The sequence below is a fragment of the Jhaorihella thermophila genome (assembly GCF_900108275.1).
Lineage (GTDB): Bacteria > Pseudomonadota > Alphaproteobacteria > Rhodobacterales > Rhodobacteraceae > Jhaorihella > Jhaorihella thermophila.
Map to the genome: position 1 here is coordinate 514,561 of NZ_FNVD01000001.1, position 23,380 is coordinate 537,940.

The window sequence follows — 23,380 nt, forward strand, 5'->3', positions numbered from 1 at the left end:
CTCACTCTCCCCACGGCAGGTTCAGGCCGCGCGCGTCGGCGGCCTTCCTGGCGTACTTCCGGGTTTGCGAGAACGCATCCTGCATCGGCTTCTGGTTCTCCGGATCATTGATTTCCGCAAAACGCGCGGCCACGTTTTCCGGCGTGTTGCCGTCGCCTTCCAACAGGATGCCTTCGGTTTCATAGATGCGGGTTTGCGCGAAACAGCCCGCGCCCGCGCTCAGGATCACCCGCGTCGGCGCATCTTCGCTGACCAGATACAGCAAGCCCGGCGTGATGGTTTCCGGCGCGAGCAGCTCCAGCGCCTGCTCGGGCAGCAGGCTTTCGGTCATGCGGGTGGCGGCGGTGGGGGCCAGCGTGTTGACGCGGATATTGTCGCGCGCCCCTTCCAGCCCCAGCACGTTCATCAGCCCCACGACGCCCGCCTTGGCCGCGCCATAGTTCGACTGGCCGAAATTGCCGTAAAGACCAGACGCCGAAGAGGTCATTGCCACGCGGCCATATTTCTGTTCGCGCATGATCGGCCAGACCGCATGGGTGCACAGCGCGCTGCCGATCAGGTGGACGTCGATCACCTTGCGGAAATCGGCCATGTCCATCTTGGCAAAGGTCTTGTCGCGCAGGATGCCGGCATTGTTGACCAGAATGTCCACCCGGCCCCAGCGGTCCATGGTCTTTGCCACCATGTCGGCGACCTGTTCGTCGTTCGACACGTCGGCGCCATGGGCAATCGCCTCGCCGCCCGCAGCCTTGATCTCCTCGACCACCGCCAGCGCGGCGTCGGACGAGGCGCCCTCGCCCGCCGTCGAGACGCCGAGATCGTTGACCACCACCCTGGCGCCGCGCGCCGCCAGCCCCAGCGCATGGGACCGGCCCAGCCCCGCCCCCGCGCCGGTGACGATGGCAACCTGTCCGTCGAACCTGATGCTCATGGCCGCCTCCTTACTCCAGCGCGCCGGCAAAGAGGTTGCCGCCGGTCTGCACGTTCACGCCGCCCGACACGGGCAGCACCGCGCCGGTGATGTAGGATCCGCCCTTGCCGCACAGAAACAGCATGCAGCCGGCGATGTCCTCGTCGCGGCCCACGCGGCCCAGCGGCACGTCGCGGCCAACCTTTTCGCGCTTGTCCTCTTCGCCGATGGCGAATTTGGTCATGTTCGACACGAACGGCCCCGGCGCCAGCGCGTTGACGGTCACATGGTGCCCCGCCCGCGCCAGTTCCTTGGCCAGAATCTTGGTCATGTGCAGCACGCCCGCCTTGGACACCGCATAGGAATAGGCCCCGTCGCCCAGCGGGATTTCCCCCATGACCGAGCCCACATTGACCACCCGCGCCGGATCGTCCGCCGTGCCGCTGGCAATCAGCATCGGCAGCAGCTTTTGCGTGAGGTCAAACACGCCGGTCACGTTGACCCGCATCACCTTTTCCCAGGCGTGATAGGGAAACTGCCCCAGCGGCGCGCCCCAGGTGATTCCGGCATTGTTCATAAGGATATCAAGCCGTTCGATGCGTTTCTTCACCTCTTCGACCAGCGCGTTGATGCCCTCTTCGGAGCCCACGTCCCCGGCAAAGCCCTCGGCGCTGCCCGGCGCGTCGAGCGCGTTGAGCTCCGCCGCGACGGCCTCGCAGGCCTCGCCCTTGCGCGAGGCGATCAGCACGCGCGCACCGGCGCGCACCAGCCCCTCGGCCGCCATGCGCCCGATGCCGGTGGCGCCGCCCGTGACCAGCGCGGTCTTGCCGTTCAGGCCGAAAAGAATCTCAGGTGTCATGTGATTTATCCCTCAAATCCGCGCTTTTGCGCGACGATCTTTGCGTGATGCCCGTAGTCGCCCAGCCATTCGGCCGCGACCCGGGCGCGTTTCATGTAGAAGCCCATGTCATATTCGTCGGTCATGCCGATGCCGCCATGCATCTGCACGCCTTCCTGAACCGCCAGAATCGCCGTCGAGGTCGCCCGCGCCTTGGCCAGCGACACCGCCAGCGCGGCGTTGTCGGGGTCGTGATCCAGCATCCGACCCGCGTGCAGGATGGCCGAAGCGGTGACTTCGGTCTCGCACCACAGATGCGCCGCGCGGTGCTGCAACGCCTGGAAGGCGCCGATCGGCACGCCGAACTGCTTGCGCTCCTTGAGATAGTCCACCGTCATCCCGAAGGCGCCTGCCGCCAGCCCCGCCATTTCCGCCGCGAGAGCCGCCTGCCCGGCCCGAAGCGCCGGCCGCAGCACCGCCATCGCGTCCTCCACCGCGCCGAGGACGTCCTCGCCCGTGGCTTCGACATTCTCGAGATGCACATCCGCCGCATCGCGGCTGTCGATCATCGGGCGCGGGGCGCGGGTGATGCCGTCACGGTCAGCGGGCAGATCGAACAGCGTCAGCCCCTCGCCCGTGCGCGCCAACACCAGCAGACGGTCGGCATTGCCGCCGTCCACCACGAATTTCTTGGTGCCCGACAGGCGAAACCCGTTGCCTTCGCGCCGCGCCTCCATCCGGACGCCGTCGGGGTCAAACTTGGCGCCCTCGTCGATGGCCAGCGCATAGATCGCCTCGCCCGACGCGATCCGGGCCAGAGCGGCCTTGGCGCGGTCGTCGGCGACCCGGCGCAGCGCGGTCGCGGCGATGACGGCGGTGCCGATGAACGGGCTGGCGGTCAGCGTCTTGCCCATCTCTTCGGCGATCACGCCCGCGGCGGTATGGCCCATGTCGGACCCGCCGGCCTCTTCGGGCACCAGCACCCCGGCCCAGCCCATCTCGGCCATCTGTTTCCACAACTCGGGGTCATGGGTGCGGCCTTCGTCGCGCATCCGGCGCAGGCGGGCGACCGGGGCGGCTTCGTCCAGAAACCCGCGCGCCATGTCGGCCAGCATGATTTCTTCTTCGGTTTTCAACAGCTTTTCCATCGAACCTTACCCCGGCAGACCCAGAATGCGCTTGGAAATGATCGACAGCATCACCTCGGATGTGCCGCCCTCGATCGAGTTGGCCTTGGTGCGCAGCCATGTCGGCGCGCGCTCGTCATTCCAGTCGAGCGCCTCCGACCCCGCCGCCGCCATCACCAGCTCCAGCCGCCGCTTGTTCAACTCGGTGCCGTAATATTTCAGCATGGCCGAAGCATCCCCCACGCCCGACCCGGCTTCGGCCTGGTCCTTGTAGCGTTCGAGCGTGAGCGTAAAGGCCAGCCCGTCCACCTCGGCCCGCATGGCGTCGGCTTGCAGGATCGGGTCGGTGCGGCCGGTTTCGGCATTGGCCAGCACCTCCATCAGCGGCCGCCCGCCGCCCATCACCGCGCCGCCGGCGCTGATCATCTCGCGTTCATGGGTCAGCAGGTATTTCGCCACGTCCCAGCCGCGGTTCACCTCGCCCACGACCGAAGACACGCCGGGTGCATGCTCCTTCGGCACCTTCACGTTGTCAAAGAAGGTCTCGCAGAAGGGCGAGGCGCCCGAGATCAGCCGGATCGGCTTCGTGCTGACCCCCGGCGCGGTCATGTCGATCAGGACGAAAGAGATCCCCTTGTGCTTGGGCGCCTCGCGGTCGGTGCGCAGCAGGGCAAAGATCCAGTCCGCCTTGTCTGCGTAGGAGGTCCAGATCTTCTGCCCGTTGACCAGCCAATGTTCGCCCATGTCCTCGCATCTGGTCTGCACCCCGGCGAGGTCGGACCCCGCCCCCGGTTCGGAATAGCCCTGGCACCAGCGGATTTCGCCGCGCGCGATGGGCGGCAGGAAATACTGCTTCTGCGCCTCGGTGCCGAATTTCAACAGCGCCGGTCCCAGCATCCAGATGCCGAAGCTTTGCAGCGGATAGCGCGCGCCGATCCGCGCCATTTCCTCGTGAAAGATCCTTTCTTGATCGCGGTTCATCCCCGCGCCGCCATATTCGACCGGCCAGGTCGGCACGGTGTAGCCGCGCGTGACGCAGCGTTCCAACCAGATCCGCTGGGCATCAGAGGCGAATTTCCAGTTCTTGCCGCCCCAGCAGATGCTATGTTCATCCCGCGCGCCGTCGCGCATTTCCTCGGGGCAGTTCTGCTCCAGCCAGTCCCGCAGTTCCGCGCGAAAGGCGTCCAGATCGGTATCGGGCACCCTATCCTCCCTTGCCAAGTTGCCGCATCTGTTCCGCTGTGCAGAATTGCATTTCGTTATGCGATTGACAACCGGGAGAGGCGCGGAAAGACTTAACGTCATTCGCAGGACATCGCGCCAGAAACATTGGGGAGAGTAGATGATGAAAGCCATGCTGAGCACCGCGCCGGGAGGGCCGGAGAGCCTGGAACTGACCGAGTTGCCGGATCCCGAGCCGAAGAAGGGCCAGATCCGGGTGCGGGTCCGTGCGGCGGGGGTGAATTTTCCCGACACGCTGATGATCCGGGATCTCTACCAGATGAAGCCGCCGCGCCCCTTTGCGCCGGGCGGCGAGATTGCGGGCGAGGTGGATGCCGTTGGCGAAGGGGTCGAGGGGTTCGAGCTGGGCGACCGGGTGCTGGCGCTGACCGGGCATGGCGGATTCGCCACGCAAATCTGCATTCCCGCAGCGGCGGCGGTGAAGTTTCCCGACGCGATGCCGTTCGAGGACGCGGCCTGTTTCGTGTTCACCTATGGCACCTCCTATCACGCGCTGAAGGATCGCGCCGATCTGAAGCCGGGCGAGACTCTGCTGATCCTGGGCGCCGCGGGGGGCGTCGGCACGGCGGCGATCGAACTGGGCCGCGCAATGGGCGCGCGGGTGATCGGCGCGGTGTCGTCGGAGGAAAAGGCCGCGTTCTGCCGCGAGCTGGGGGCGGACGAGACGCTGATCTATCCGCACGCGCTGGAGGGCCGTGATGCGCAGAAGGAGCTGTCGGCGCAGATCAAGAAGATCGCCGGCGGCGAGGGCGTGGACGTGGTTTATGATGCGGTTGGTGGAAACTACGCCGAGCCGGCGATTCGTGCCTTGGCGTGGAAGGGGCGTTTTCTGGTAGTCGGCTTTCCGGCGGGCATTCCGAAGATCCCGCTGAACCTGACTCTGCTCAAGGGGTCGCAGATCGTGGGCGTGTTCTGGGGCGCGCATGTGATGCGCGAGCCAGAGTTGCATGCGGCCAATGTCGCCGACCTGTTCCGGCTCTATGGAGAGGGCCGGATTCGCCCGCGTATTTCCGCAAGATTTCCCTTGAAGGAGGTGCCCGCGGCGCTGGAAATGATGCAGTACCGCAAGGTGATGGGGAAAGTCGTCATCACCATGGAGTGAGAAGGCGGCGGCATGGAATCGCGGCGGTCTTTCGCCCGCCGCGATGCCTTCGGCGAGGGTATTTTCGACCAGAAAGAAGCAGGGTTTGCGCGATCATTCGAGATGGGCGCAGTCATTGTAGCTGCGCAGACTCATGGTCGTGCCGTGGATCACGAGGCGGCTGATGGAGCCGTTGGCGGCGCCGAGAAAGGCGAAGGGGCGCGCGCCGGTGGCGAGGCTGAGCGCGGCACCGATCACGCCGCCATGCACGAAGGCGGCGACGCGCTGGTCGGCATGGCGCGCCGCCATACGGAAAAGCGCGTCTCCCACCCGGGCCTGCAGGGCCGCGGTGGTTTCGGCGCCCGGAATCTCGCCCCATTCGTGATTTTCCAGCGCGCGCAGCCAGGCCGGATCGTCGTTGGCGGCGCGAATCCGGTATTCGCCGTCGTCCCAGTCGCCCAGATGCACCTCTCGCAGGTCGGGCTCCTCGATCGGCGTGATTCCCAGCCGTTGGAGCAGCGGCGCGGCGGTCTGGTGCGTGCGGCGCAGCGGCGTGACATAGACCGCATCGAGGCGTTCGTTTTGCAGCCGTTCGGCGATGACGCGGGCCTGGGCCTCTCCGTTCGGGTGCAGGGCCGGGTCGCCATGGCCGTACTTCATGGGAAAACGTTCGCCGGGGCGTGCCGGCGCGCTTTCGCCGTGGCGGATCAGCAGAAGGTCCATCGCCCCCGTCGGGGGGCGATAGACCGGCTGGCGGTATTCCCGCGTCATCCCGCGGCGCGACGGTCGCGGTCCTCGCGCAGGCGGCTGAGTTCCTCGGCCACGAGGAAGGCCAGCTCCAGCGACTGGCTGGCATTCAGGCGCGGGTCGCAGGCGGTGTGGTAGCGGTCGGAGAGGTTTTCCTCGCTCACCGCGTGGACGCCGCCGGTGCATTCGGTCACGTCCTGGCCGGTCATCTCGAAATGCACCCCGCCGGGGATCGTGCCTTCGGCCGCGTGGACGGCGAAGAATTCGCGCACCTCGCGCAGCACCGCGTCGAAGGGGCGGGTCTTGTAGCCGGTCGAGGACTTGATCGTGTTGCCGTGCATCGGGTCGCAGACCCAGGTTACGTTGGCGCCCTCTTCCTGCACGGTTCGGATCAGCCGCGGCAGGTTGTCGGCCACCTTGCCTGCGCCGAAGCGGGTGATGAGCGTCAACCGGCCCGGTTCGTTTTCCGGGTTCAGTTTCGCCATCAGAACCTTGAGATCCTCGGTGGTCATTGTGGGGCCGCATTTCAGCCCGATCGGGTTCAGCACGCCGCGCAGGAATTCCACATGCGCCCCGTCCGGCTGGCGCGTGCGATCGCCGATCCAGAGGAAATGCCCCGAGCCCGCCAGCCATTTGCCGGAGGTCGAATCGAGCCGTGTCAGCGCCTCTTCGTATTCCAGCAACAGGCCTTCGTGGCTGGTGTAGAATTCCACGCTGCGCAGAGCGTGTTCGGTTTCTGCATTGATGCCGGCGGCCTTCATGAAGTCCAGCGTGTCGGTGATACGGCTGGCCATCTCGCGGTATTTCTCGGCCTCTTCGGATTCGGTGAAGCCCAGCGTCCAGGCATGCACCTGGTTCACGTCCGCGTAACCACCGGTCGAGAAGGCGCGCAGCAGGTTCAGCGTGGCCGCGGCCTGGGTATAGGCCTGCAGCATCTTGTTGGGATCCGGCACGCGAGCCTGAGGCGTGAAATCGAGTTCGTTGATGATGTCGCCGCGATAGCTGGGCAGTTCCACGCCGTCCCTGACCTCGGTCGGGGCGCTGCGCGGCTTGGCGAACTGGCCGGCCATGCGGCCCACCTTGATGACCGGCACCTTGGCGCCATAGGTCAGCACCATCGCCATCTGCAGCATCACCTTGAACGTGTCGCGGATGGCGTTCGCGCTGAACTGATCGAAGCTTTCGGCGCAGTCGCCGCCCTGTAGCAGGAACGCTTCGCCCCGCGAGGCGGCGCCGAGATGCTCCTTGAGCCGCCGTGCCTCTCCGGCGAAGACCAGCGGCGGATATTTTGCAAGCTGCGCCTCGACGCGGGCAAGAGCCTGCGGGTCGGTATAGTCGGGCATCTGCACCCGCGGTTTGCTGCGCCAGCTGGACTTGTTCCATTCGCTTGTCATGTCGGCCTCCGCCTTCGGTCGTTCAGGGGGCTTCTATACAAAACCCCGTGCGCGGTGGCCATATCAGTTTTGCGCCTCTTGACGTCGCAATCGGCGCGTGGGCAAGCTGTGCGTCACTCTTGCCGGGCGGGATCCCGGCGCCCTGATTCCCTGAGCCACGAGACGCGCCATGCAGGACCATCGCCATGTCGTGAACGTCGAACATGCACCCGAGCGGCCGAAACGGTTCGTTTTCGTGCTGCTGGAGAACTTTACCCTGTTGTCCTTTGCCTCGGCGCTGGAGTGCCTGCGGATCGCCAACCGGATGGCGGATCGGCCGCTGTATTCGTGGATCCTGATTGGCGAAGGCGGTGGAGAGGCGAATTGTTCGGCCGGCACCGCGTTTCGGCTGGATGACGACCTGATCGAAACCCAGCGGGACGACGTCATCCTGGTCTGCGGCGGCATCGACATCCAGAAAGCGACCACGAAGAAGCTGCTGGGCTGGCTCAGGCGCGAGGCGCGCAAGGGCGTGACGATCGGCGGGCTGTGCACGGCCGCTTGGGCGCTGGCCAGGGCCGGGCTGCTGGATGGCAGGAGGGCGACGATCCACTGGGAGAACGCCGACAGTTTCGCCGAGGAATTCGACGAGGTCGAACTGACCAAGTCGGTTTTCGTCATCGACGGCAACCGCATGACCACGGCCGGGGGCACCTCGTCGATCGATCTGATGCTGAAGATCATCGCCGACGACCACGGGGAGGAGCTGGCCAACGCGGTGGCGGATCAGCAGATCTATTCCTCGATCCGGACCGATCAGGACACGCAGCGGCTGTCGGTGCCGACGCGCATCGGCGTGCGGCATCCGAAACTGGCGCGGGTGATCCAGATGATGGAACAGAACATCGAGGAGCCGATCAGCCCCTCGATTCTGGCGCGCGACGTGGGCATGTCCACGCGCCAGCTGGAGCGGCTGTTCAGGCGGTACCTGAACCGCAGTCCGAAGCGGTATTACATGGAACTGCGGTTGCAGAAGGCGCGCAACCTGCTGATGCAGACCGACATGAGCGTGATCAATGTGGCGCTGGCCTGCGGCTTTGCCTCGCCGTCGCATTTCTCGAAATGCTACCGGGCCCATTACAACACCACGCCCTATCGCGAACGCGGCAGCCATTCGACGCGGCTGTCAGTTTGAGGGAGTCCGTTTCGGATCGCTGGCGCGATCCGACCGATGCGGGGGCGCTGCCCCCGCGCCCCCGGAGTATTTGAAGCAAGATGAAGGGACCGTGGCGGGTTCGGGCGGCGATCCGGTCGCGGTGTGGCGGCGGGATCGGCGGTGGCTAGCGGGGGCTCATGCGATAGATCGCGCCGTTGCCTTCCGACACGATCCAGATCGACCCGTCCGGCGCTTCGGCCACGTCGCGGATTCGCTGGGTCTGGGGACCGGCGATGCGTTCGATCTCGCGCAGGGGCGATTCCGCGAGGTGGCTGATCATGTCGAATTTCAGCGATCCCACAAAGAAATGTCCCCGCCATTGCGGCCAGAGGCGGCCCGAGTAGATCATCATGTCTGACGGGGCGATCGAGGGATCCCAGTAGAAGGCGGGTTGTTCCATTCCCGCCTTGTGGGTGCCCTCGCCGATCCTGGCCCCCGAATAGTGCCGGCCGTGACCGATCACCGGCCAGCCGTAATTGGCGCCCTTGCGGATCCGGTTGATCTCGTCCCCGCCCATGGGGCCGTGTTCGGCCACCCAGAGGGTGCCGGAGCGATCCAGCGCCGCGCCTTGCGGGTTGCGATGGCCCCAGGACCAGATCTCGGGACGGACCCCGGGCCGGTTCACGAACGGGTTGTCGGCGGGCACAGATCCGTCGCGGTTGATCCTGACGACGGTGCCGTTGTGGTTGGCCAGGTTCTGCGCCTGATCCATGTCGCCGCGATCCCCCAGGGTGACGAAAAGGGTCCCGTCGGAGGCCTCGACGATGCGGGAGCCGAAATGCCGGCCGCCCCGGCCGACATGGGCGGCCTCGAAGATCACGCGGGGGACGTCGAGCCGCGCCCTGTTCGCGTCCAGTCGCGCCGCCGCGACGGCGGTGCCGATGCCGCCGCCCGTCAGCCGTTTGGAAAAGGTCAGGAAGATTTCGCGGGTGGTCGCGTGATCGCGCGGCACCATAACGTCGAGCAGACCGCCCTGCCCCTGTGCCCGCACCCGCGGCACGCCGCGCACCCGCCGCGCCCGGCCGTCGCGCACAAGAAGCAGATCGCCTTCGCGTTCGGTCACCAGGAATCCGCCTCCGGGCAGGAAGGCGATCGCCCAGGGCACGTCGAGCCCGGTCAGCACGGTTTCGACCCGGACCGGGCCGGCGCTGGTCTGCAGGTCTTGCGCCTGTGCTGGTGCGGCGGCCAGAACAAGCCAGAGAACAACCGAAAATACGCGCATGAGACCTCCTGTCGGGTTGGTCCGGGCCGAGAGGGAAATCCGGCCGCCTTTCCTTTCACATAGCACTTTTCTTTTGCAATCGCCTTGCCTAGGGTCGGGCCAGAACGTTCGTTCCAACAAGGGAGATGAAGAATGAAAAAGTTCCTGATGGCTTCGGCCGCCGCGGCTCTTCTGGCCGGTGCCGCCTCTGCCGAAGAGGTGAAGATCGGCGTGATCCTGGGCTTTACCGGTCCGATCGAATCGCTGACGCCGCAGATGGCCGCCGGCGCCGAGCTGGCGATGAAGGAAGTCTCTGACAGCGGCAAGCTGCTGGGCGGGACCACGGTGACCCCGGTGCGGGCCGATTCGACCTGCATCGACGCCGGCGCGGCCACTGCGGCGGCCGAACGTCTGGTGACCTCGGACGGCGTCAAGGGGATCATGGGCGCGGACTGCTCGGGCGTGACCGGCGCGATCCTGTCCAACGTGGCGGTGCCAAACGGCGTGGTGATGATCTCGCCCTCGGCCACCTCGCCGGGGCTGTCCACGGCCGAGGACAACGGCCTGTTCTTCCGCACCGCGCCGTCGGATGCCCGCCAGGGCGAGGTGATGGCCGAGATCCTGCTCGAGCAGGGGGTCAAGTCGGTGGCGCTGACCTATACCAACAACGACTATGGCAAGGGCCTGGCCGACAGCTTCAAGTCCGCCTACGAGGCCAAGGGCGGCAAGGTCACCATCTCGGCCGCGCATGAGGACGGCAAGGCCGACTATTCGGCCGAAGTCGCGGCGCTGGCTTCGGCCGGTGGCGAACGGCTGGTGGTCGCGGGCTACGTGGACCAGGGCGGTTCGGGCATCGTCCGCGCGGCGCTGGATTCGGGCGCCTTCGACACGTTCCATTTCCCCGACGGCATGATCAGCGCCAAGCTGGAGGAAAACTTCGGTTCCGAGATCGACGGCTCCACCGGCCAGCATCCGGGCACCGACAGCCCCGGCGCGGCCAAGTTCGAGGAACTGGCGGGCGGCGCCTTCGACGCGACTTCGCCGTTCACGCCGGAATCCTATGACGCGGCGGCGCTCATCATGCTGGCGATGCAGGCGGCCGGGTCCACCGACAGCCAAGTCTACAAGAAAAAAGTCATGGAAGTCGCCAACGCGCCGGGTGAAAAGATCTATCCGGGCGAGCTGGGCAAGGCGCTGGATCTGCTCGCGGCGGGCAAGGACATCGACTATGTCGGCGCCACCGCGGTCGAGCTGATCGGACCGGGCGAATCGGCGGGCAACTACCGCGAGATCGTGATCAAGGACGGCAAGGTCACCACGGTGAAATACCGGTGATCGGCACCCGTTCGGCATGAGAACGTGGCCCGGACCTTGCGTCCGGGCCTTTTCTTTGCCAAAAGCCCGCGCCAAGCGCGACTCAACGACAAGATGCCGCACCCCGCGCCCGTGGGGACCGGCACCGGGGGAGGATGACATGACCACCGGGGATCCAATGATCGTCGTGGACGATCTTCACAAGCATTTCGGGGGCTTTCACGCCGTTGACGGGGCCAGTTTGCAGATCGCAAAGGGGTCCATCACCGGGCTGATCGGCCCCAACGGCGCCGGCAAGACCACGCTGTTCAACGTGATCGCCGGCGTCCTGCCGCCGACCAGCGGCCGGGTCTTCATGGACGGCGAGGACATTACCGGCCTGCCGCCGCACGAACTGTTCCACAAGGGGCTGTTGCGCACTTTCCAGATTGCGCATGAATTTTCCTCGATGACCTGCCGGGAAAACCTGATGATGGTGCCTGGCGGGCAGTCGGGTGAAAAGCTGTGGAACACGTGGTTCGGGCGCAAGCGCATCGCCGACGAGGAACGCGCGCTGCGCGCCAAGGCGGATGAGGTGCTGGAATTCCTGACCATCGAGCATCTGGCCGATCACAAGGCGGGCCAGGTATCGGGCGGGCAGAAGAAGCTGCTGGAACTGGGGCGCACCATGATGGTGGACGCCCGTATCGTGTTCCTGGACGAGGTGGGCGCCGGGGTGAACCGGACCCTGCTGAACACGATCGCGGATGCCATCGTGCGGCTCAATCAGGAGCGCGGCTATACCTTTGTCGTGATCGAGCATGACATGGATTTCATCGGCCGCATCTGCGACCCGGTGATCTGCATGGCCGAGGGCAAGGTTCTCGCCGAAGGCACGCTGGACGAGATCAAGGCCAACGAACATGTGATCGAGGCCTATCTGGGCACCGGGCTCAAGCACCGCGACAAGGTCGGGGCATGACGGGGCGGGCGTGGACCGGATCGGGGGGCGCTGCCCCCGTCGCCCTGCGGGCGACTCCCCCGGAGTATTTTCAGCAAGATGAAGGGACAGGGCGGCCATGAGCGACAATCCCTGGCAGGATGATCGCGGCAACAAGGACGCGACGATCACGCGGAAGGAAGGCATGGGACAGGCGACGGTTCATGCCGGGGAGGGGCAGACGCACCCGGCCCCCGGCGGGCCGTTCCTGATTGGCGAGAAGATGACCGGCGGCTATGGCAAGGGGCCGGACATCCTGCATGACTGCACCATTTCGGTGGATCGCGGCGAAATCGCGGTGATCGTGGGCCCCAACGGCGCCGGAAAGTCCACCGCTATGAAGGCGATATTCGGCATGCTGGACGTTCGGTCGGGTTCGGTCCGGCTGGATGGAGAGGACATCACCGACCTCAGCCCGCAGGCGCGGGTGGTCAAGGGGATGGGGTTCGTGCCGCAGACAAACAACATCTTCACCTCGATGACGGTGGAGGAAAATCTGGAGATGGGTGCCTTCATCCGCACCGACGACATCAGCGAGACGATGGAGCAGGTCTATGACCTGTTCCCGATCCTGCGCGAAAAGCGCCGACAGGCGGCCGGCGAGCTGTCGGGCGGCCAGCGCCAGCAGGTCGCGGTGGGCCGCGCGCTGATGACCCGGCCCAAGGTGCTGATGCTGGACGAACCCACTGCGGGCGTGAGTCCCATCGTGATGGATGAACTCTTTGACCGGATCATCGAGGTCAGCCGCACCGGCATCCCGATCCTGATGGTGGAGCAGAACGCCCGCCAGGCGCTGGAGATCGCCGACAAGGGTTATGTCCTGGTGCAGGGCCGCAACGCCTATACCGGGTCGGGCAAGGAACTGCTGTCCGACCCGGAAGTGCGCAAATCCTTCCTGGGGGGCTGAGACATGGATTTCCTCAACGCCCTGGTGGCGCTTTCCAATTTCGTTCTGATCCCGGCGATCACCTATGGAAGCCAGCTTGCGCTGGGGGCCCTGGGCGTGACGCTGATTTACGGGATCCTGCGGTTTTCCAACTTTGCCCATGGCGACACGATGGCCTTCGGCACGATGGTGACGATCCTGTTCACTTGGTGGCTCCAGTCCATGGGTTGGCATCTGGGCCCCTTGCCGACCGCGCTTCTGGCGCTGCCGCTGGGTATCCTGGGCTGCATTGCGCTGCTTCTGGTAACGGACCGGCTGGTCTATCGGTTCTACCGCGAACAGAAGGCCAAGCCGGTGATCCTGGTGATCGTGTCGATGGGCGTGATGTTCATCATGAACGGTCTGGTGCGCTTCATCATCGGCCCCGATGACCAGCGGTTCGCGGACGGCACGCGTTTTCTCGTCACGGCGCGCGAATTCAAGAAGGCGACAGGCCTGAACGAGGGACTGGCGCTCAAGGCCACGCAGGGCATCACCATCGTTACCGCGGTCGTGGTCGTGGCGCTGCTGTTCTGGTTCCTCAACCGCACCCGAACCGGCAAGTCGATGCGCGCCTATTCCGACAACGAGGATCTGGCGCTGCTGTCGGGCATCAACCCCGAACGCGTGGTGATGTATACATGGATGATCGTGGCGGCGCTGGCGACCATCGCCGGCGTGCTCTACGGCCTCGACAAGAGCTTCAAGCCCTTCGTCTATTTCCAGCTTCTGCTGCCGATCTTCGCCTCGGCCATCGTCGGGGGGCTGGGCAACCCGCTGGGCGCCATCGCGGGCGGGTTCATCATCGCCTTTTCCGAGGTGACCATCACCTATGCATGGAAGAAGGTCCTGGTCTATCTCATGCCGGAGCCTCTGGAGCCCGAGGGACTCGTGCAGCTTCTCAGCACGGACTACAAGTTCGCGGTGTCCTTCGTGATCCTTCTGATCGTCCTGCTGTTCCGTCCCACCGGCATCTTCAAGGGGAAAGCGGTATGAACGAGACGGTAAAGAATGTGGGGCTGTTCGCCCTGGTCGGCGCGCTGATCCTTCTGACCGGGGTCATGCAGAGCTGGAACACCGCGGTGCTGATCCTGAACATGGGCCTGATCTCGGCCATCATGGCGATTGGCGTGAACCTGCAATGGGGATTCGCCGGTCTGTTCAACGTCGGTGTCATGGGCTTTGTGGCGCTTGGCGGGTTGGCAGTGGTTCTGACCTCGATGCCGCCGGTCAAGGAGGCCTGGGCCGCGGGCGGTCTGCGGATCGTCGCGGGGCTGTTGCTGGGGGCGGCCACCATCGCCGCCGCGGTCGTGGTCAACAAACGCATGGCCAAGAGCGGCAAGCGCGCGATCGTCATGATCGTGATCCTCGTGGGTGGCTTCTTCCTCTACCGCGGGGTGCTCGACCCGGGCGTTGCGGCGGTCGAAGCGGTCAATCCCGCCAGCACCGGATACCTTGGCGGGCTGGGCCTTCCGGTCCTGCTGGCCTGGCCCGTGGGCGGCCTGCTGGCCGCGGGCGCGGCCTGGCTGGTCGGCAAGACCGCGCTGGGACTGCGTTCGGACTACCTGGCGATCGCAACGCTGGGCATTGCCGAGATCATCATCGCGATCATGAAGAACGAGGACTGGCTGGCCCGCGGCGTCAAGAACGTGGTCGGCCTGCCGCGCCCCCTGCCCTATGAGATCGACCTGCAACAGGATCCTGCTTTCGTCGATCGCGTGACATCGCTGGGGCTCGACCCGGTCACGGCATCGACGATGTATGTCAAGCTCGGCTACTCGATCCTGTTCCTTGTCGTGCTTCTCATCCTCTTGTGGATGGCGCAGATGGCACTGAAGAGCCCATGGGGCCGCATGATGCGCGCCATCCGCGACAACGAGGTCGCCGCCGAAGCCATGGGCAAGGACGTCACCGCCCGTCATCTGCAGGTGTTCATCATCGGCTCGGCGATCTGCGGTCTGGCCGGCGCGATGATGACCACGCTGGACGGCCAACTCACCCCCGGCACCTACCAGCCGCTGCGCTTTACCTTCCTGATCTGGGTGATGGTGATCGTGGGCGGTTCGGGCAACAATTTCGGCGCGGTGCTGGGCGCGATGCTGATCTGGTTCCTCTGGGTCCAGGTGGAACCGATCGGGCTGTGGCTTTTGCAGGTGCTTACCTCGGGCATGGCCGACACCAACCCGCTGAAGCAGCACCTGCTGGACAGCGCGGCGCATATGCGCCTGCTGACCATGGGGCTCATCCTGCTGCTGGTGCTGCGCTTCAGCCCGCGCGGCCTGATCCCGGAAAAGTAACCGGCATCAAACCCACCGACAAAGGGCGCGGGTCGAACCACCCGCGCCCTTTTCCATTTACGGGCCCCTGCTTCTTTTTCCGAGCCCCTGCTTCTTTCTGGTCCCAAATACCCCCCGCGGAGCGATCGCGGCGCAGCCGCGATACCGGCCCTACCGCCCGCGGAACAGGCCACCCAAGATGCCGCGCACGATCCGCCGCCCGGTGGTGCCCTTCAACTCCTTGATCAGCGCCTGCGTCAAGGCCGAGCCGAAACTGTCCTTCTCGCGTACCCGCCGCGCCGAGGACCGCCCCACGCGGTTGCCCGAATAGCGCCGCGCGGCATTGTATTCCCGTGCCACGGGGCCCGCTTCTTCCTCCTCGGCCGCGACCTCGGCCGCTTCGGCCTCGACCGCCCGCTTCGCGGCACGTTCGGCCAGGATCTCGTGGGCCGAGCGCCGGTCCACCGCCGCGTCATATTTGCCCGCCATGCGCGACGCCGCCAATATCTGCCGCCGTTCCTCCTCCGTGATCGGGCCCAGCTGCGACGACGGCGGCCGGATCAGGGTGCGCTCGACCATGCCCGGCACGCCCTTCTTCTCCAGAAAGGACGTCAACGCCTCGCCCACCCCGACCTCGCGGATCGCCTCTTCGGTGGAAAAGCGCGGGTTCTCCCGGTAGGTCTCGGCCGCAAGCCGCAGGTTCTTGCGGTCCCGCGCCGTATAGGCGCGCAGCGCATGCTGCACCCGGTTGCCCAACTGGCCAAGGATGTCCTCGGGGATGTCTGCCGGATGCTGGGTCACGAAATAGACCCCGACCCCCTTGGACCGGATCAGGCGGGCGACCTGTTCGACCTTGTCCACCAGCGCCTTGGGCGCGTCATCGAACAAAAGATGCGCCTCGTCGAAGAAAAAAACCAGCCTGGGCCTGTCTGGATCGCCCACCTCGGGCAGCTCTTCGAAGAGTTCCGACAGGAGCCACAACAGAAAGGTCGAATAGAGCCGGGGCGAGCCCATCAGGCGGTCGGCGGCCAGGATGTTGATGATGCCCCGGCCCCGGTCATCGGTTCGCATCAGATCGGACAGATCCAGCGCCGGTTCACCAAAGAGCTGCACCCCGCCCTGATTTTCCAGAACCATCAGCCGCCGCTGGATCGCGCCGACCGAAGCCGTCGAGATATTGCCGTAACGCAGCGACAGATCCCCACGATTTTCCCCGACCCAGACCAGCAGCGACTGCAGATCCTTCAGGTCCAGCAGCGGCAGCCCCTGTTCATCCGCCAGGCGGAAGGCGATGTTCAGGATGCCCTCCTGCGCCTCGCTCAGCTCCAACAGCCGGGCCAGCATCAGCGGCCCCATCTCGGCCACCGTGGTGCGCACCGGATGCCCCTGCTGGCCGAACAGATCCCAGAAGGTCACGGGGAATGACTCATAGCGATAATCGTCAAAGCCGATCTTCGCCGCCCGCTCCATGAAGGCGTCATGCAGCTTGAAACCGGGCGATCCGGCCTTGGCCAATCCGGACAGATCGCCCTTAACGTCCGCCAGGAACACCGGCACACCCGCCGATGAAAACCCCTCGGCCATGATCTGCAGCGTCACCGTCTTGCCCGTGCCGGTCGCGCCCGCGATCAACCCGTGGCGGTTGGCATATTTCAGTGCCAGCCCCTGTTTGACGGCGTAGCCTTCTCCGCCGCCGCCGATGAACACCTTGTCCCGCATGTCGTCCCGATCCGTCATTTTTCCGCCTCCGGCCATGCCTTGACCATACAAAGTTAACCTTTTCGCGCCATAGTCATTTCCGCCCCGCCGTGAACCCTTGGGCGGCGGGGGGACTTCCTCCCTGTCAGACTGGCCGCGCCCATACGGCGCGGTCTTTTTCCAATCGGTCAAAAGACGGAAAAACAAGGCAAAAGCCCTGATTTTCGCAGGTTTTCCGTTGACCACGGGCATCTCGTTTCGTAACGTCTTGGCACAACTAAGTCGGCCAGTCCGACGGGGAGAGACTGATTTGAAGGGGGGCTGTTCCAGTCCCCTTTCTTTATTGCTCGTTTCTTTATTGCTCGTTCGCCCGGAAGGCCCGGCTGGCGGTGCATCGGTGTCATTCCGCCGCCATTCTCCGAATGCCGCTGACAGCCCCGCAGCGGCGTGCTACAGCAGCGGCGAAGAAATCACCAAACGACACGAGGCTTGGATGTCCAGAACGAACACACTGATTGCCGCTCTGAGCGCGGCGATTCTGGCCGCGCCGGCAATGGCACAGGAACAAGGCGCAACCGCCGAGCAAGAGGAACAGCCGGCCGGGCAGATTCTCGACATGGGCCAGCCCGCCGATGACGGCCCAAAGGTCGGCGATCGCTATTCCAAGGAAAAATTCGGAGATTGGGATCTTGCCTGCATCAAGGTGAACCAAGGCGAAGATCCCTGCTCGCTGCTGCAGATCCTCAAGGACGACAAGGGCAACCCGATGGCCGAGTTCAGCCTGTTCCGGCTGAAGGAAGGCGGGCAGGCGGTGGCGGCAGCCACGGTGATCGTGCCGCTGGAAACCCTGTTGCCCGCGCAATTGACCATCTCGATCGATGGCGCGCCGGGCAAGCGGTATCAGTATTCCTTCTGCAACCCGATCGGCTGCGTCGCGCAGATCGGCCTGACCCAGGCGGATGTGGATGCCATGAAGAACGGCAAGGAGGCAATCATTTCGCTGGTGCCCGCTCCGGCGCCGACCCAGGTGATAAAGCTCAAGGTCTCGCTCAAGGGCTTCACCGCCGGATACGACAAGGTGGACGTGGTCGAGAACCGATAGACACCCCCCGTTGCCGAACAGGCCGCTCCTGCCGCGAGCGGCCTTTTCCGTTCAGACGCGGCGCAGCACCAGAACCGCGTTCAACCCGCCAAAGGCAAAGGCGTTGCTGACGACGACGTCCACCTTTGCCTCGCGCGCCGCGTTGGGCACCACGTCCAGCGCGCATTCCGGGTCCGGTTCCTCATAGCCGATGGTGGGCGCGATCACCCCGTCGCGCAGAGCCATGATGCAGGCCAGCAGCTCCACCGCGCCGGTGCCGCCGATGACATGGCCGTGCATCGACTTGGTGGACGAGATCATCAGCTCGTCCGCATGGGGGCCGAAGACGTCGGCCACGGCGGCGCATTCGGTCTTGTCATTGGCAGCGGTGCCCGTGCCGTGGGCGTTTATATAGCCCACCTCGGACGGGTTCACGCGCGCGTCCTGCAGCGCCCCCGCCATCGCCCGCGCCGCCCCCTGCTTGGACGGCATCACGATGTCGGAGGCGTCCGAGGTCATGGCAAAGCCGATCACCTCGCACAGGATCTCTGCACCGCGCGCGCGGGCGTGGTCGTAATCCTCGAACACGAAAACGCCGGCGCCTTCGCCCTGAACCATGCCGTTGCGGTTGGCGCTGAACGGGCGGCAGGCGTCCCGCGACATGACCCGCAGGCCCTCCCACGCCTTGATGCCGCCGAAACACATCATCGATTCCGACCCGCCGGTGATCATCACCGGCGCCGCCCCCGACCGCACCATCTGAAAGGCCAGCCCCATCGCGTGATTGGCCGAGGCACAGGCGGTCGAGACGGTGAAAGAGGGCCCCTTTATATTGTGCTCGATCGACACATGGCTGGCGGCGGCATTGTTCATCAGCTTGGGCACGACGAAGGGGTGCACCCGGTTCTTGCCCTCCTCATAGACCGCGCGGTAATTGTCGTCCCAAGTGGAAACCCCGCCGCCCGCGGTGCCCAGAACCACGCCCGACCGCGCCGACAGATCTCCCGAAAACTCCAGCCCCGACTGCTCGATCGCTTCCCGGGCGGCGATCAGGGTGAACTGAGTGAACCGGTCATAGAGCGCCATCTGCTGGCGGTTGAACCGGCCCTCGGCCTCGAACCCGCGCACCTGCCCGCCGATGCGGATCGACAGCCGCTCCACGTCGCGGAACTCCAGCGGGCCGATGCCGCAGCGGCCCTCGCGCATGGCCTCGAAGGTATCAGGCACCGAATGACCAAGGGCGTTGATCGTGCCGGCCCCTGTTATGACGACGCGTTTCATCGAGGTCGCTTTCGGCCCGTTGCCGTCATGCCTTTTCGGTCACGAGCTTTTCGATCCCCGCCACGATCGCCGCGACGTTGGAGATGTCGAAATCGCTCGCTTGCGGTTCGTTGGCGTTGAAGGGGATCGAGATGTCGAATTCTTCCTCGATGGCGAAAATGCTTTCGACCAGCCCGAGGCTGTCGATGCCCAGATCCTCGAGCGTGCTGTCCATGGTCACGTCAGAGGGGTCGAGCATGGCCTGCTCGGCAATGATGGCGATGACCCTGTCGCGGATGCTCATGGCGTCCCTCCGATCTGTCGCGTTGGCGGTGGTTTACTCGCTGCCGCCGGATTTGAAAACCGCCTTTTTCAGCGCGTCCAGGTCGCGCATCAGGCGCGGCAGGCGGCGCTGTGCCTTGTAGATCTCGGTGTGCTGGTCCATGCGCACGGCCGGATAGCCCATCATCACCCGCCCCGCCGGGACATTGGACAGGATCTTGGTGCCCCCCGCTGCGACCACCCCGTCGCCGATGAAGATGTTGTCGGCAACGCCGCACTGCCCGCCCAGCACCACATGGTTGCCGATGTCCACCGACCCGGAAATGCCCGTCTGCCCGGCGAACAGGCAGTCGCGCCCGATGCGGACGTTGTGGCCCACATGGACCAGGTTGTCGAACTTGCAGCCGTCGCCGATCTGAGTGGCGCGGATCGTGCCGTTGTCGATGCAGCTATTGGCGCCCACTTCCACGTCGTCGCCGATCTCCACCCCGCCCAGCGAATGGATCCGCACCCAGGCCTGCGGTCGCGCGTCGCCGGTGTCGCCCATCGTCTTGCGCGCGTTCTCCACCGCCGAAACCTCGGGCGTGACAAAGGAAAACCCGTCCGATCCGATGCGCGCGCCTGGCTGGGCGATGAAACGGTCGCCGATGCGGACGCGGGCGCCGATGCTGACCATTTCGCGCAGAAAGCCATCGCGGCCCAGCACCGCGTTCACGCCGACAAAGCAATGCGGGCCGATCACCGACCCCGCGCCGATGCGGGCGCCCGCAGAAACAACCGCAAGCGGCCCGACCGAGACGCCTTCGCCCAGTTCCGCCGTCGGGTCGATCACGGCCGACGGATGGATGCCCGGCGCAAACCCCTGCCCGGGGTCCATCATCGCGGTGAGTCCGGCCATGGCCCGTCGCGGACGCGGCGCAAAGATCGCCGCCCGCAGCCCCATCGCCTGCCAGTCGGCGCCGTCCCAAAGCATCGCGGCGCGAGCCTGGCCCAGATCCTCGGCATATTTCGGCGACATCGCCAGCGCCAGATCATCCGGCCCGGCCATCGCAGGCTCGGCCGCGCGCAGGATGGTCAGCGACGTGTCTCCGGCCGCCTCGGCCCCGAGCGCATCGGCAATCTGCTGGACGGTATAAGACATGGCGGGTGCCCCTGAATCCTCGATCCGAACGGATCCTTCGGGGGCAGTGATTACCCCTGAACCCCCGGCAGGGCCACCCCCTGTTGCTGCAACGCTTTCCAGATCTTTGCGTCACGGCCATAGACGTCGCGGCGGAACTCCAACCCTCCCTTGGGCTTGGTAAAGGCCGTGCGATAGATGATGTGCACCGGCAGGTGCCGGTCCAGATCCACCTGGGTTTCCCGGCCGGTCTTCAGGGTTGACTGGAAAAAGCCCACCGGATCGTCGACGCGTCCGACCTCTTCCGCCAGCAACGCATAGGCAAAGTCGAACGGATCCGCCAGCCGGATGCAGCCATGGCTGTAGGCGCGCACCTCGCGCTTGAACAGGTGCTTTTCGGGGGTATCGTGCATATAGACATTGTGCTTGTTGGGAAACATGAACTTGACCCGCCCCAATGCATTGCGCGCCCCCGGTGGCTGGCGCATGTCGAAGGGGAAGTTGCGGGCCGTGAACTGTGTAAAATCCATGCTGCCCCGGTCAACCTGCTGCCCGCGCACGTCCGTGATGATGAGATGCCCCGCCGCATTGGGGTTCTGCTGCAGTTTCGGCAGGTATTCCTTGACCATGATCGACCGCGGCACATACCAGCTGGGGTTGATGATCATGTGCTCCATTTCGTCCGAGAACTCGGGGCTGCGCCGGTCGTGCACGTTCTTGCCGATCACGGTGCGGGTGCGGAACGTCTCGCGCCCGTCATCGATGATCCGGGCGGTGAAATCGGGCTGGTTCACCAGAACGTATTTCCGCCCCCGATCCCCCAGCCAGCGTTCCCGTTCCAGCGCGACCAAAACCGATTTCATGCGTTCGGTGGCGGACACGTTGATTTCGGCGATGGTGCCCTTGCCGGCCACGCCGTCGGGTTTCAGTCCGTGATCGTGTTGAAACGCCCGCACCGCGCGTTCCAGTGCCTTGTCGTAGCGCGCCGAAAGGCCCCTGCGCAGGTATCCCATCCGCACCAGCCGATCGCGCAGGGCGATCACCGCCGGCCCGGTGTCGCCGGGTTCCATCTTGCGCATGGGCACCGTCGCGCCCCAGCCGCCCGCCTGGATGATCCGCAAAAGGTTCAGCCGTTCCTTCAGCAGCCGCCGATATTCCAGCGATTGCGGCGCAAGGCCGGCCAGCACGTCCTTAGGATCCCCGGTCGAGATGTCCCTGAGCAGCGCCAGACCGTCCGGCCGCGCGGGCTGGCGGTCGATGTAATCGTCGATGCTGGAGGGGTCGAGGATGCCCGAATGGACGTCGCTGGCGTATTGCAGAAAGGCGCGGCTCATGGCGACCTCGGCCAGTCCCAGATCGCGCGTGGTGCGAACCGACGCCAGTTGCGCGCGCAGGGCCTCGGGGTCGTAGCGGCTGGCGGGCAGCCCGTGCAGTCCGGCCCCCCGCAGCGCCCGCAGAAGCGCCGCCCGCCGCCCCCGCGCGGCCGCGTCATCGCCCACCCAGATCGGCCGATAGGCCCGATCCCTGTAGAAGGCGCCGATCACTTCATCAAAGGCCGCCCCCGCGTAGGCCGCCTCGGCGATGGCCTGGTCAAAGGCCGTCACCTCTGTTCGCGGCTGATCGGCCTGCGCGATCGACCACAGCCCGGTCGCGATGGTCAGGCCCAGGGCGAGACGACGAAAACGAGCCGGAAAAGCAGACGGCATGGTCAAATCCTTGGATGGGATAGAAAAAAATACGAGGCAGCAGCATTTGTCACCCATTGTTCGGAAGCCTCGCCGGCATGTCCACTCACAATTTCCTCAACGTCGCGCCCATTTTCGGGGGCTGATGCAACGCTGCATCACCCATGACCGGCCAGAATTTCGCGCGGATTTCGGCGCATCCCCGTCAAGTTGCGCGAAAAATTGCCGAAATTGGACCAGATAGCATTCCCGAAACAATCCGGGCTTGGCCGCCGAATCGTCCTGTGCAATAGATACCTTCGACCTGGGGATGGTTGAAACAGATGCCCCGCCTCGACGGGGCAGGCAGAACGAGCGTTAAGGATACGACGCAGAGGGACATGGTGGAATCCAAACACTTCGGCATGAGTCGGCGTGCCCTGTTGGGCGCGTTCGCAGCAACCGCAATCAGTGCCGCTCCGACCTTCTCAAAGGCCGCCGGGTTCCTTCGAGGCGCTGGCGACATTCGCCGCCTGCGGATGTATTCGGGCCGCACCGGCGAACATCTCGACATGATCTACTGGATCGACGGGGAATACATCCAGGACGCGCTTGAGGAGATCAATTATTTCATGCGCGACGTGCGCGCGAACAAGGCCACGCGGATGGACACCCGCACGCTGGATATCATCGCCGCGGTCCACAACCTTCTGGACGTGAACGAACCCTATCTTCTGCTGTCCGGCTATCGCACCCCGCAGACAAACGCGATGCTGCGCCGCCGGTCGCGCCGGGTCGCCAAGAATTCCCTGCATGTGAAGGGACAGGCCAACGATGTGCGGCTCGCGACGCGGTCGGTCAACCAGATCGCCCGGGCGGCGATTTCCTGCCGCGCGGGCGGCGTGGGGCGCTATTCGCGGTCGAACTTCGTGCACATGGATTGCGGACAGGTCCGCACCTGGGGCGCCTGACGCTTCCGGATACTCTCTCTTTCTCTCTCTCGACCCTCCAGAAAAAGACCCCGGCCGTTCGGCCGGGGTCTTTTT

20 protein-coding genes and 1 pseudogene are annotated in these 23,380 nt (G+C 65.3%); 9 read left to right on the forward strand and 12 right to left on the reverse strand.

Annotated features, from left to right (window positions below; genetic code table 11):
- Position 1: 1 nt before the first annotated feature.
- The 4 genes from C4S70_RS02480 to C4S70_RS02495 are packed head-to-tail and all read right to left on the reverse strand — an operon-like array spanning position 2 to position 4,078.
- On the reverse strand, positions 2-931 hold the full coding sequence (locus C4S70_RS02480) for an SDR family NAD(P)-dependent oxidoreductase (RefSeq protein ID WP_104006499.1): 930 nt from the start codon (positions 929-931) through the stop codon (positions 2-4).
- A gap of 10 nt (positions 932-941) precedes the next feature.
- Complete coding sequence (locus C4S70_RS02485) at positions 942-1,769, reverse strand: SDR family oxidoreductase (protein WP_104006500.1); 828 nt, start codon at positions 1,767-1,769, stop codon at positions 942-944.
- Between the two features lie 5 nt (positions 1,770-1,774).
- Positions 1,775-2,896 (reverse strand): acyl-CoA dehydrogenase family protein, encoded by a 1,122-nt coding sequence (locus C4S70_RS02490; protein WP_200822706.1) that lies wholly within the window; start codon positions 2,894-2,896, stop codon positions 1,775-1,777.
- Positions 2,897-2,902: 6 nt separating this feature from the next.
- The gene (locus tag C4S70_RS02495) at positions 2,903-4,078 is read right to left on the reverse strand and encodes an acyl-CoA dehydrogenase family protein (protein ID WP_235003651.1); all 1,176 of its coding nucleotides are present in this window, start codon (positions 4,076-4,078) and stop codon (positions 2,903-2,905) included.
- 142 nt (positions 4,079-4,220) lie between these two features.
- Here C4S70_RS02495 and C4S70_RS02500 point away from each other — a divergent pair, with 142 nt between their 5' ends.
- Complete coding sequence (locus tag C4S70_RS02500; RefSeq protein WP_104006673.1) at positions 4,221-5,219, forward strand: NADPH:quinone oxidoreductase family protein; 999 nt, start codon at positions 4,221-4,223, stop codon at positions 5,217-5,219.
- Positions 5,220-5,312: 93 nt separating this feature from the next.
- Here the strand turns inward: C4S70_RS02500 and C4S70_RS02505 are convergent, their stop codons facing one another.
- Together C4S70_RS02505 and C4S70_RS02510 are read right to left on the reverse strand one after the other, a co-directional pair.
- Positions 5,313-5,969, reverse strand: a complete 657-nt coding sequence (locus C4S70_RS02505) for a histidine phosphatase family protein (RefSeq protein ID WP_104006502.1) — start codon at positions 5,967-5,969, stop codon at positions 5,313-5,315.
- Positions 5,966-7,339, reverse strand: a complete 1,374-nt coding sequence (locus tag C4S70_RS02510; protein WP_104006503.1) for a class II 3-deoxy-7-phosphoheptulonate synthase — start codon at positions 7,337-7,339, stop codon at positions 5,966-5,968. Before C4S70_RS02510 ends, C4S70_RS02505 begins: the two co-directional genes overlap by 4 nt.
- Before the next feature lie 169 nt (positions 7,340-7,508).
- Here C4S70_RS02510 and C4S70_RS02515 point away from each other — a divergent pair, with 169 nt between their 5' ends.
- Positions 7,509-8,513, forward strand: a complete 1,005-nt coding sequence (locus tag C4S70_RS02515) for a GlxA family transcriptional regulator (protein ID WP_104006504.1) — start codon at positions 7,509-7,511, stop codon at positions 8,511-8,513.
- Positions 8,514-8,658: 145 nt separating this feature from the next.
- Here C4S70_RS02515 and C4S70_RS02520 read toward each other — a convergent pair whose 3' ends face one another.
- Complete coding sequence (locus C4S70_RS02520) at positions 8,659-9,756, reverse strand: PQQ-dependent sugar dehydrogenase (RefSeq protein WP_104006505.1); 1,098 nt, start codon at positions 9,754-9,756, stop codon at positions 8,659-8,661.
- Between the two features lie 132 nt (positions 9,757-9,888).
- Here C4S70_RS02520 and C4S70_RS02525 point away from each other — a divergent pair, with 132 nt between their 5' ends.
- The 5 genes from C4S70_RS02525 (at position 9,889) to C4S70_RS02545 (ending at position 15,250) form a co-directional block, all read left to right on the forward strand.
- Positions 9,889-11,070, forward strand: coding sequence for an ABC transporter substrate-binding protein (locus C4S70_RS02525; protein ID WP_104006506.1), 1,182 nt, complete (start codon positions 9,889-9,891; stop codon positions 11,068-11,070).
- A 157-nt stretch (positions 11,071-11,227) separates the two neighbouring features.
- Complete coding sequence (locus C4S70_RS02530; RefSeq protein WP_104006507.1) at positions 11,228-12,010, forward strand: ABC transporter ATP-binding protein; 783 nt, start codon at positions 11,228-11,230, stop codon at positions 12,008-12,010.
- A gap of 97 nt (positions 12,011-12,107) precedes the next feature.
- A complete protein-coding gene (locus tag C4S70_RS02535; RefSeq protein ID WP_104006508.1) occupies positions 12,108-12,935 on the forward strand; it encodes an ABC transporter ATP-binding protein in 828 nt (275 codons plus the stop codon).
- 3 nt (positions 12,936-12,938) lie between these two features.
- Positions 12,939-13,949, forward strand: coding sequence for a branched-chain amino acid ABC transporter permease (locus tag C4S70_RS02540; protein ID WP_104006509.1), 1,011 nt, complete (start codon positions 12,939-12,941; stop codon positions 13,947-13,949).
- Complete coding sequence (locus C4S70_RS02545) at positions 13,946-15,250, forward strand: branched-chain amino acid ABC transporter permease (RefSeq protein ID WP_104006510.1); 1,305 nt, start codon at positions 13,946-13,948, stop codon at positions 15,248-15,250. The genes C4S70_RS02540 and C4S70_RS02545 overlap by 4 nt, the downstream gene beginning before the upstream one ends.
- Positions 15,251-15,400: 150 nt before the next feature.
- Here the strand turns inward: C4S70_RS02545 and C4S70_RS02550 are convergent, their stop codons facing one another.
- Positions 15,401-16,948: a helicase HerA-like domain-containing protein gene (locus C4S70_RS02550; RefSeq protein ID WP_104006674.1), complete on the reverse strand. Its 1,548-nt coding sequence runs from the start codon at positions 16,946-16,948 to the stop codon at positions 15,401-15,403.
- 472 nt (positions 16,949-17,420) lie between these two features.
- Here C4S70_RS02550 and C4S70_RS02555 point away from each other — a divergent pair, with 472 nt between their 5' ends.
- Complete coding sequence (locus C4S70_RS02555) at positions 17,421-18,029, forward strand: invasion associated locus B family protein (RefSeq protein ID WP_104006511.1); 609 nt, start codon at positions 17,421-17,423, stop codon at positions 18,027-18,029.
- A 51-nt stretch (positions 18,030-18,080) separates the two neighbouring features.
- On the opposite strand, the gene C4S70_RS02560 is transcribed toward C4S70_RS02555, so the two are convergent.
- The 4 genes and pseudogenes from C4S70_RS02560 to C4S70_RS02575 all read right to left on the reverse strand — a co-directional run bounded on the left by C4S70_RS02560 (position 18,081) and on the right by C4S70_RS02575 (position 22,376).
- Entirely contained in the window at positions 18,081-19,289 is a 1,209-nt protein-coding gene (locus C4S70_RS02560) for a beta-ketoacyl-[acyl-carrier-protein] synthase family protein (protein WP_104006512.1), read from the reverse strand.
- Positions 19,290-19,314: 25 nt separating this feature from the next.
- Positions 19,315-19,575 (reverse strand): annotated as a pseudogene (locus C4S70_RS02565) (acyl carrier protein); the annotation flags it as partial.
- A 30-nt stretch (positions 19,576-19,605) separates the two neighbouring features.
- Complete coding sequence (gene lpxD, locus C4S70_RS02570; protein WP_104006514.1) at positions 19,606-20,691, reverse strand: UDP-3-O-(3-hydroxymyristoyl)glucosamine N-acyltransferase; 1,086 nt, start codon at positions 20,689-20,691, stop codon at positions 19,606-19,608.
- A 50-nt stretch (positions 20,692-20,741) separates the two neighbouring features.
- The gene (locus tag C4S70_RS02575; protein ID WP_104006515.1) at positions 20,742-22,376 is read right to left on the reverse strand and encodes a L,D-transpeptidase family protein; all 1,635 of its coding nucleotides are present in this window, start codon (positions 22,374-22,376) and stop codon (positions 20,742-20,744) included.
- 359 nt (positions 22,377-22,735) lie between these two features.
- On the opposite strand from C4S70_RS02575, the gene C4S70_RS02580 reads away from it, so the two are divergent.
- A complete protein-coding gene (locus tag C4S70_RS02580; protein WP_235003652.1) occupies positions 22,736-23,305 on the forward strand; it encodes a YcbK family protein in 570 nt (189 codons plus the stop codon).
- Positions 23,306-23,380: the final 75 nt, after the last annotated feature.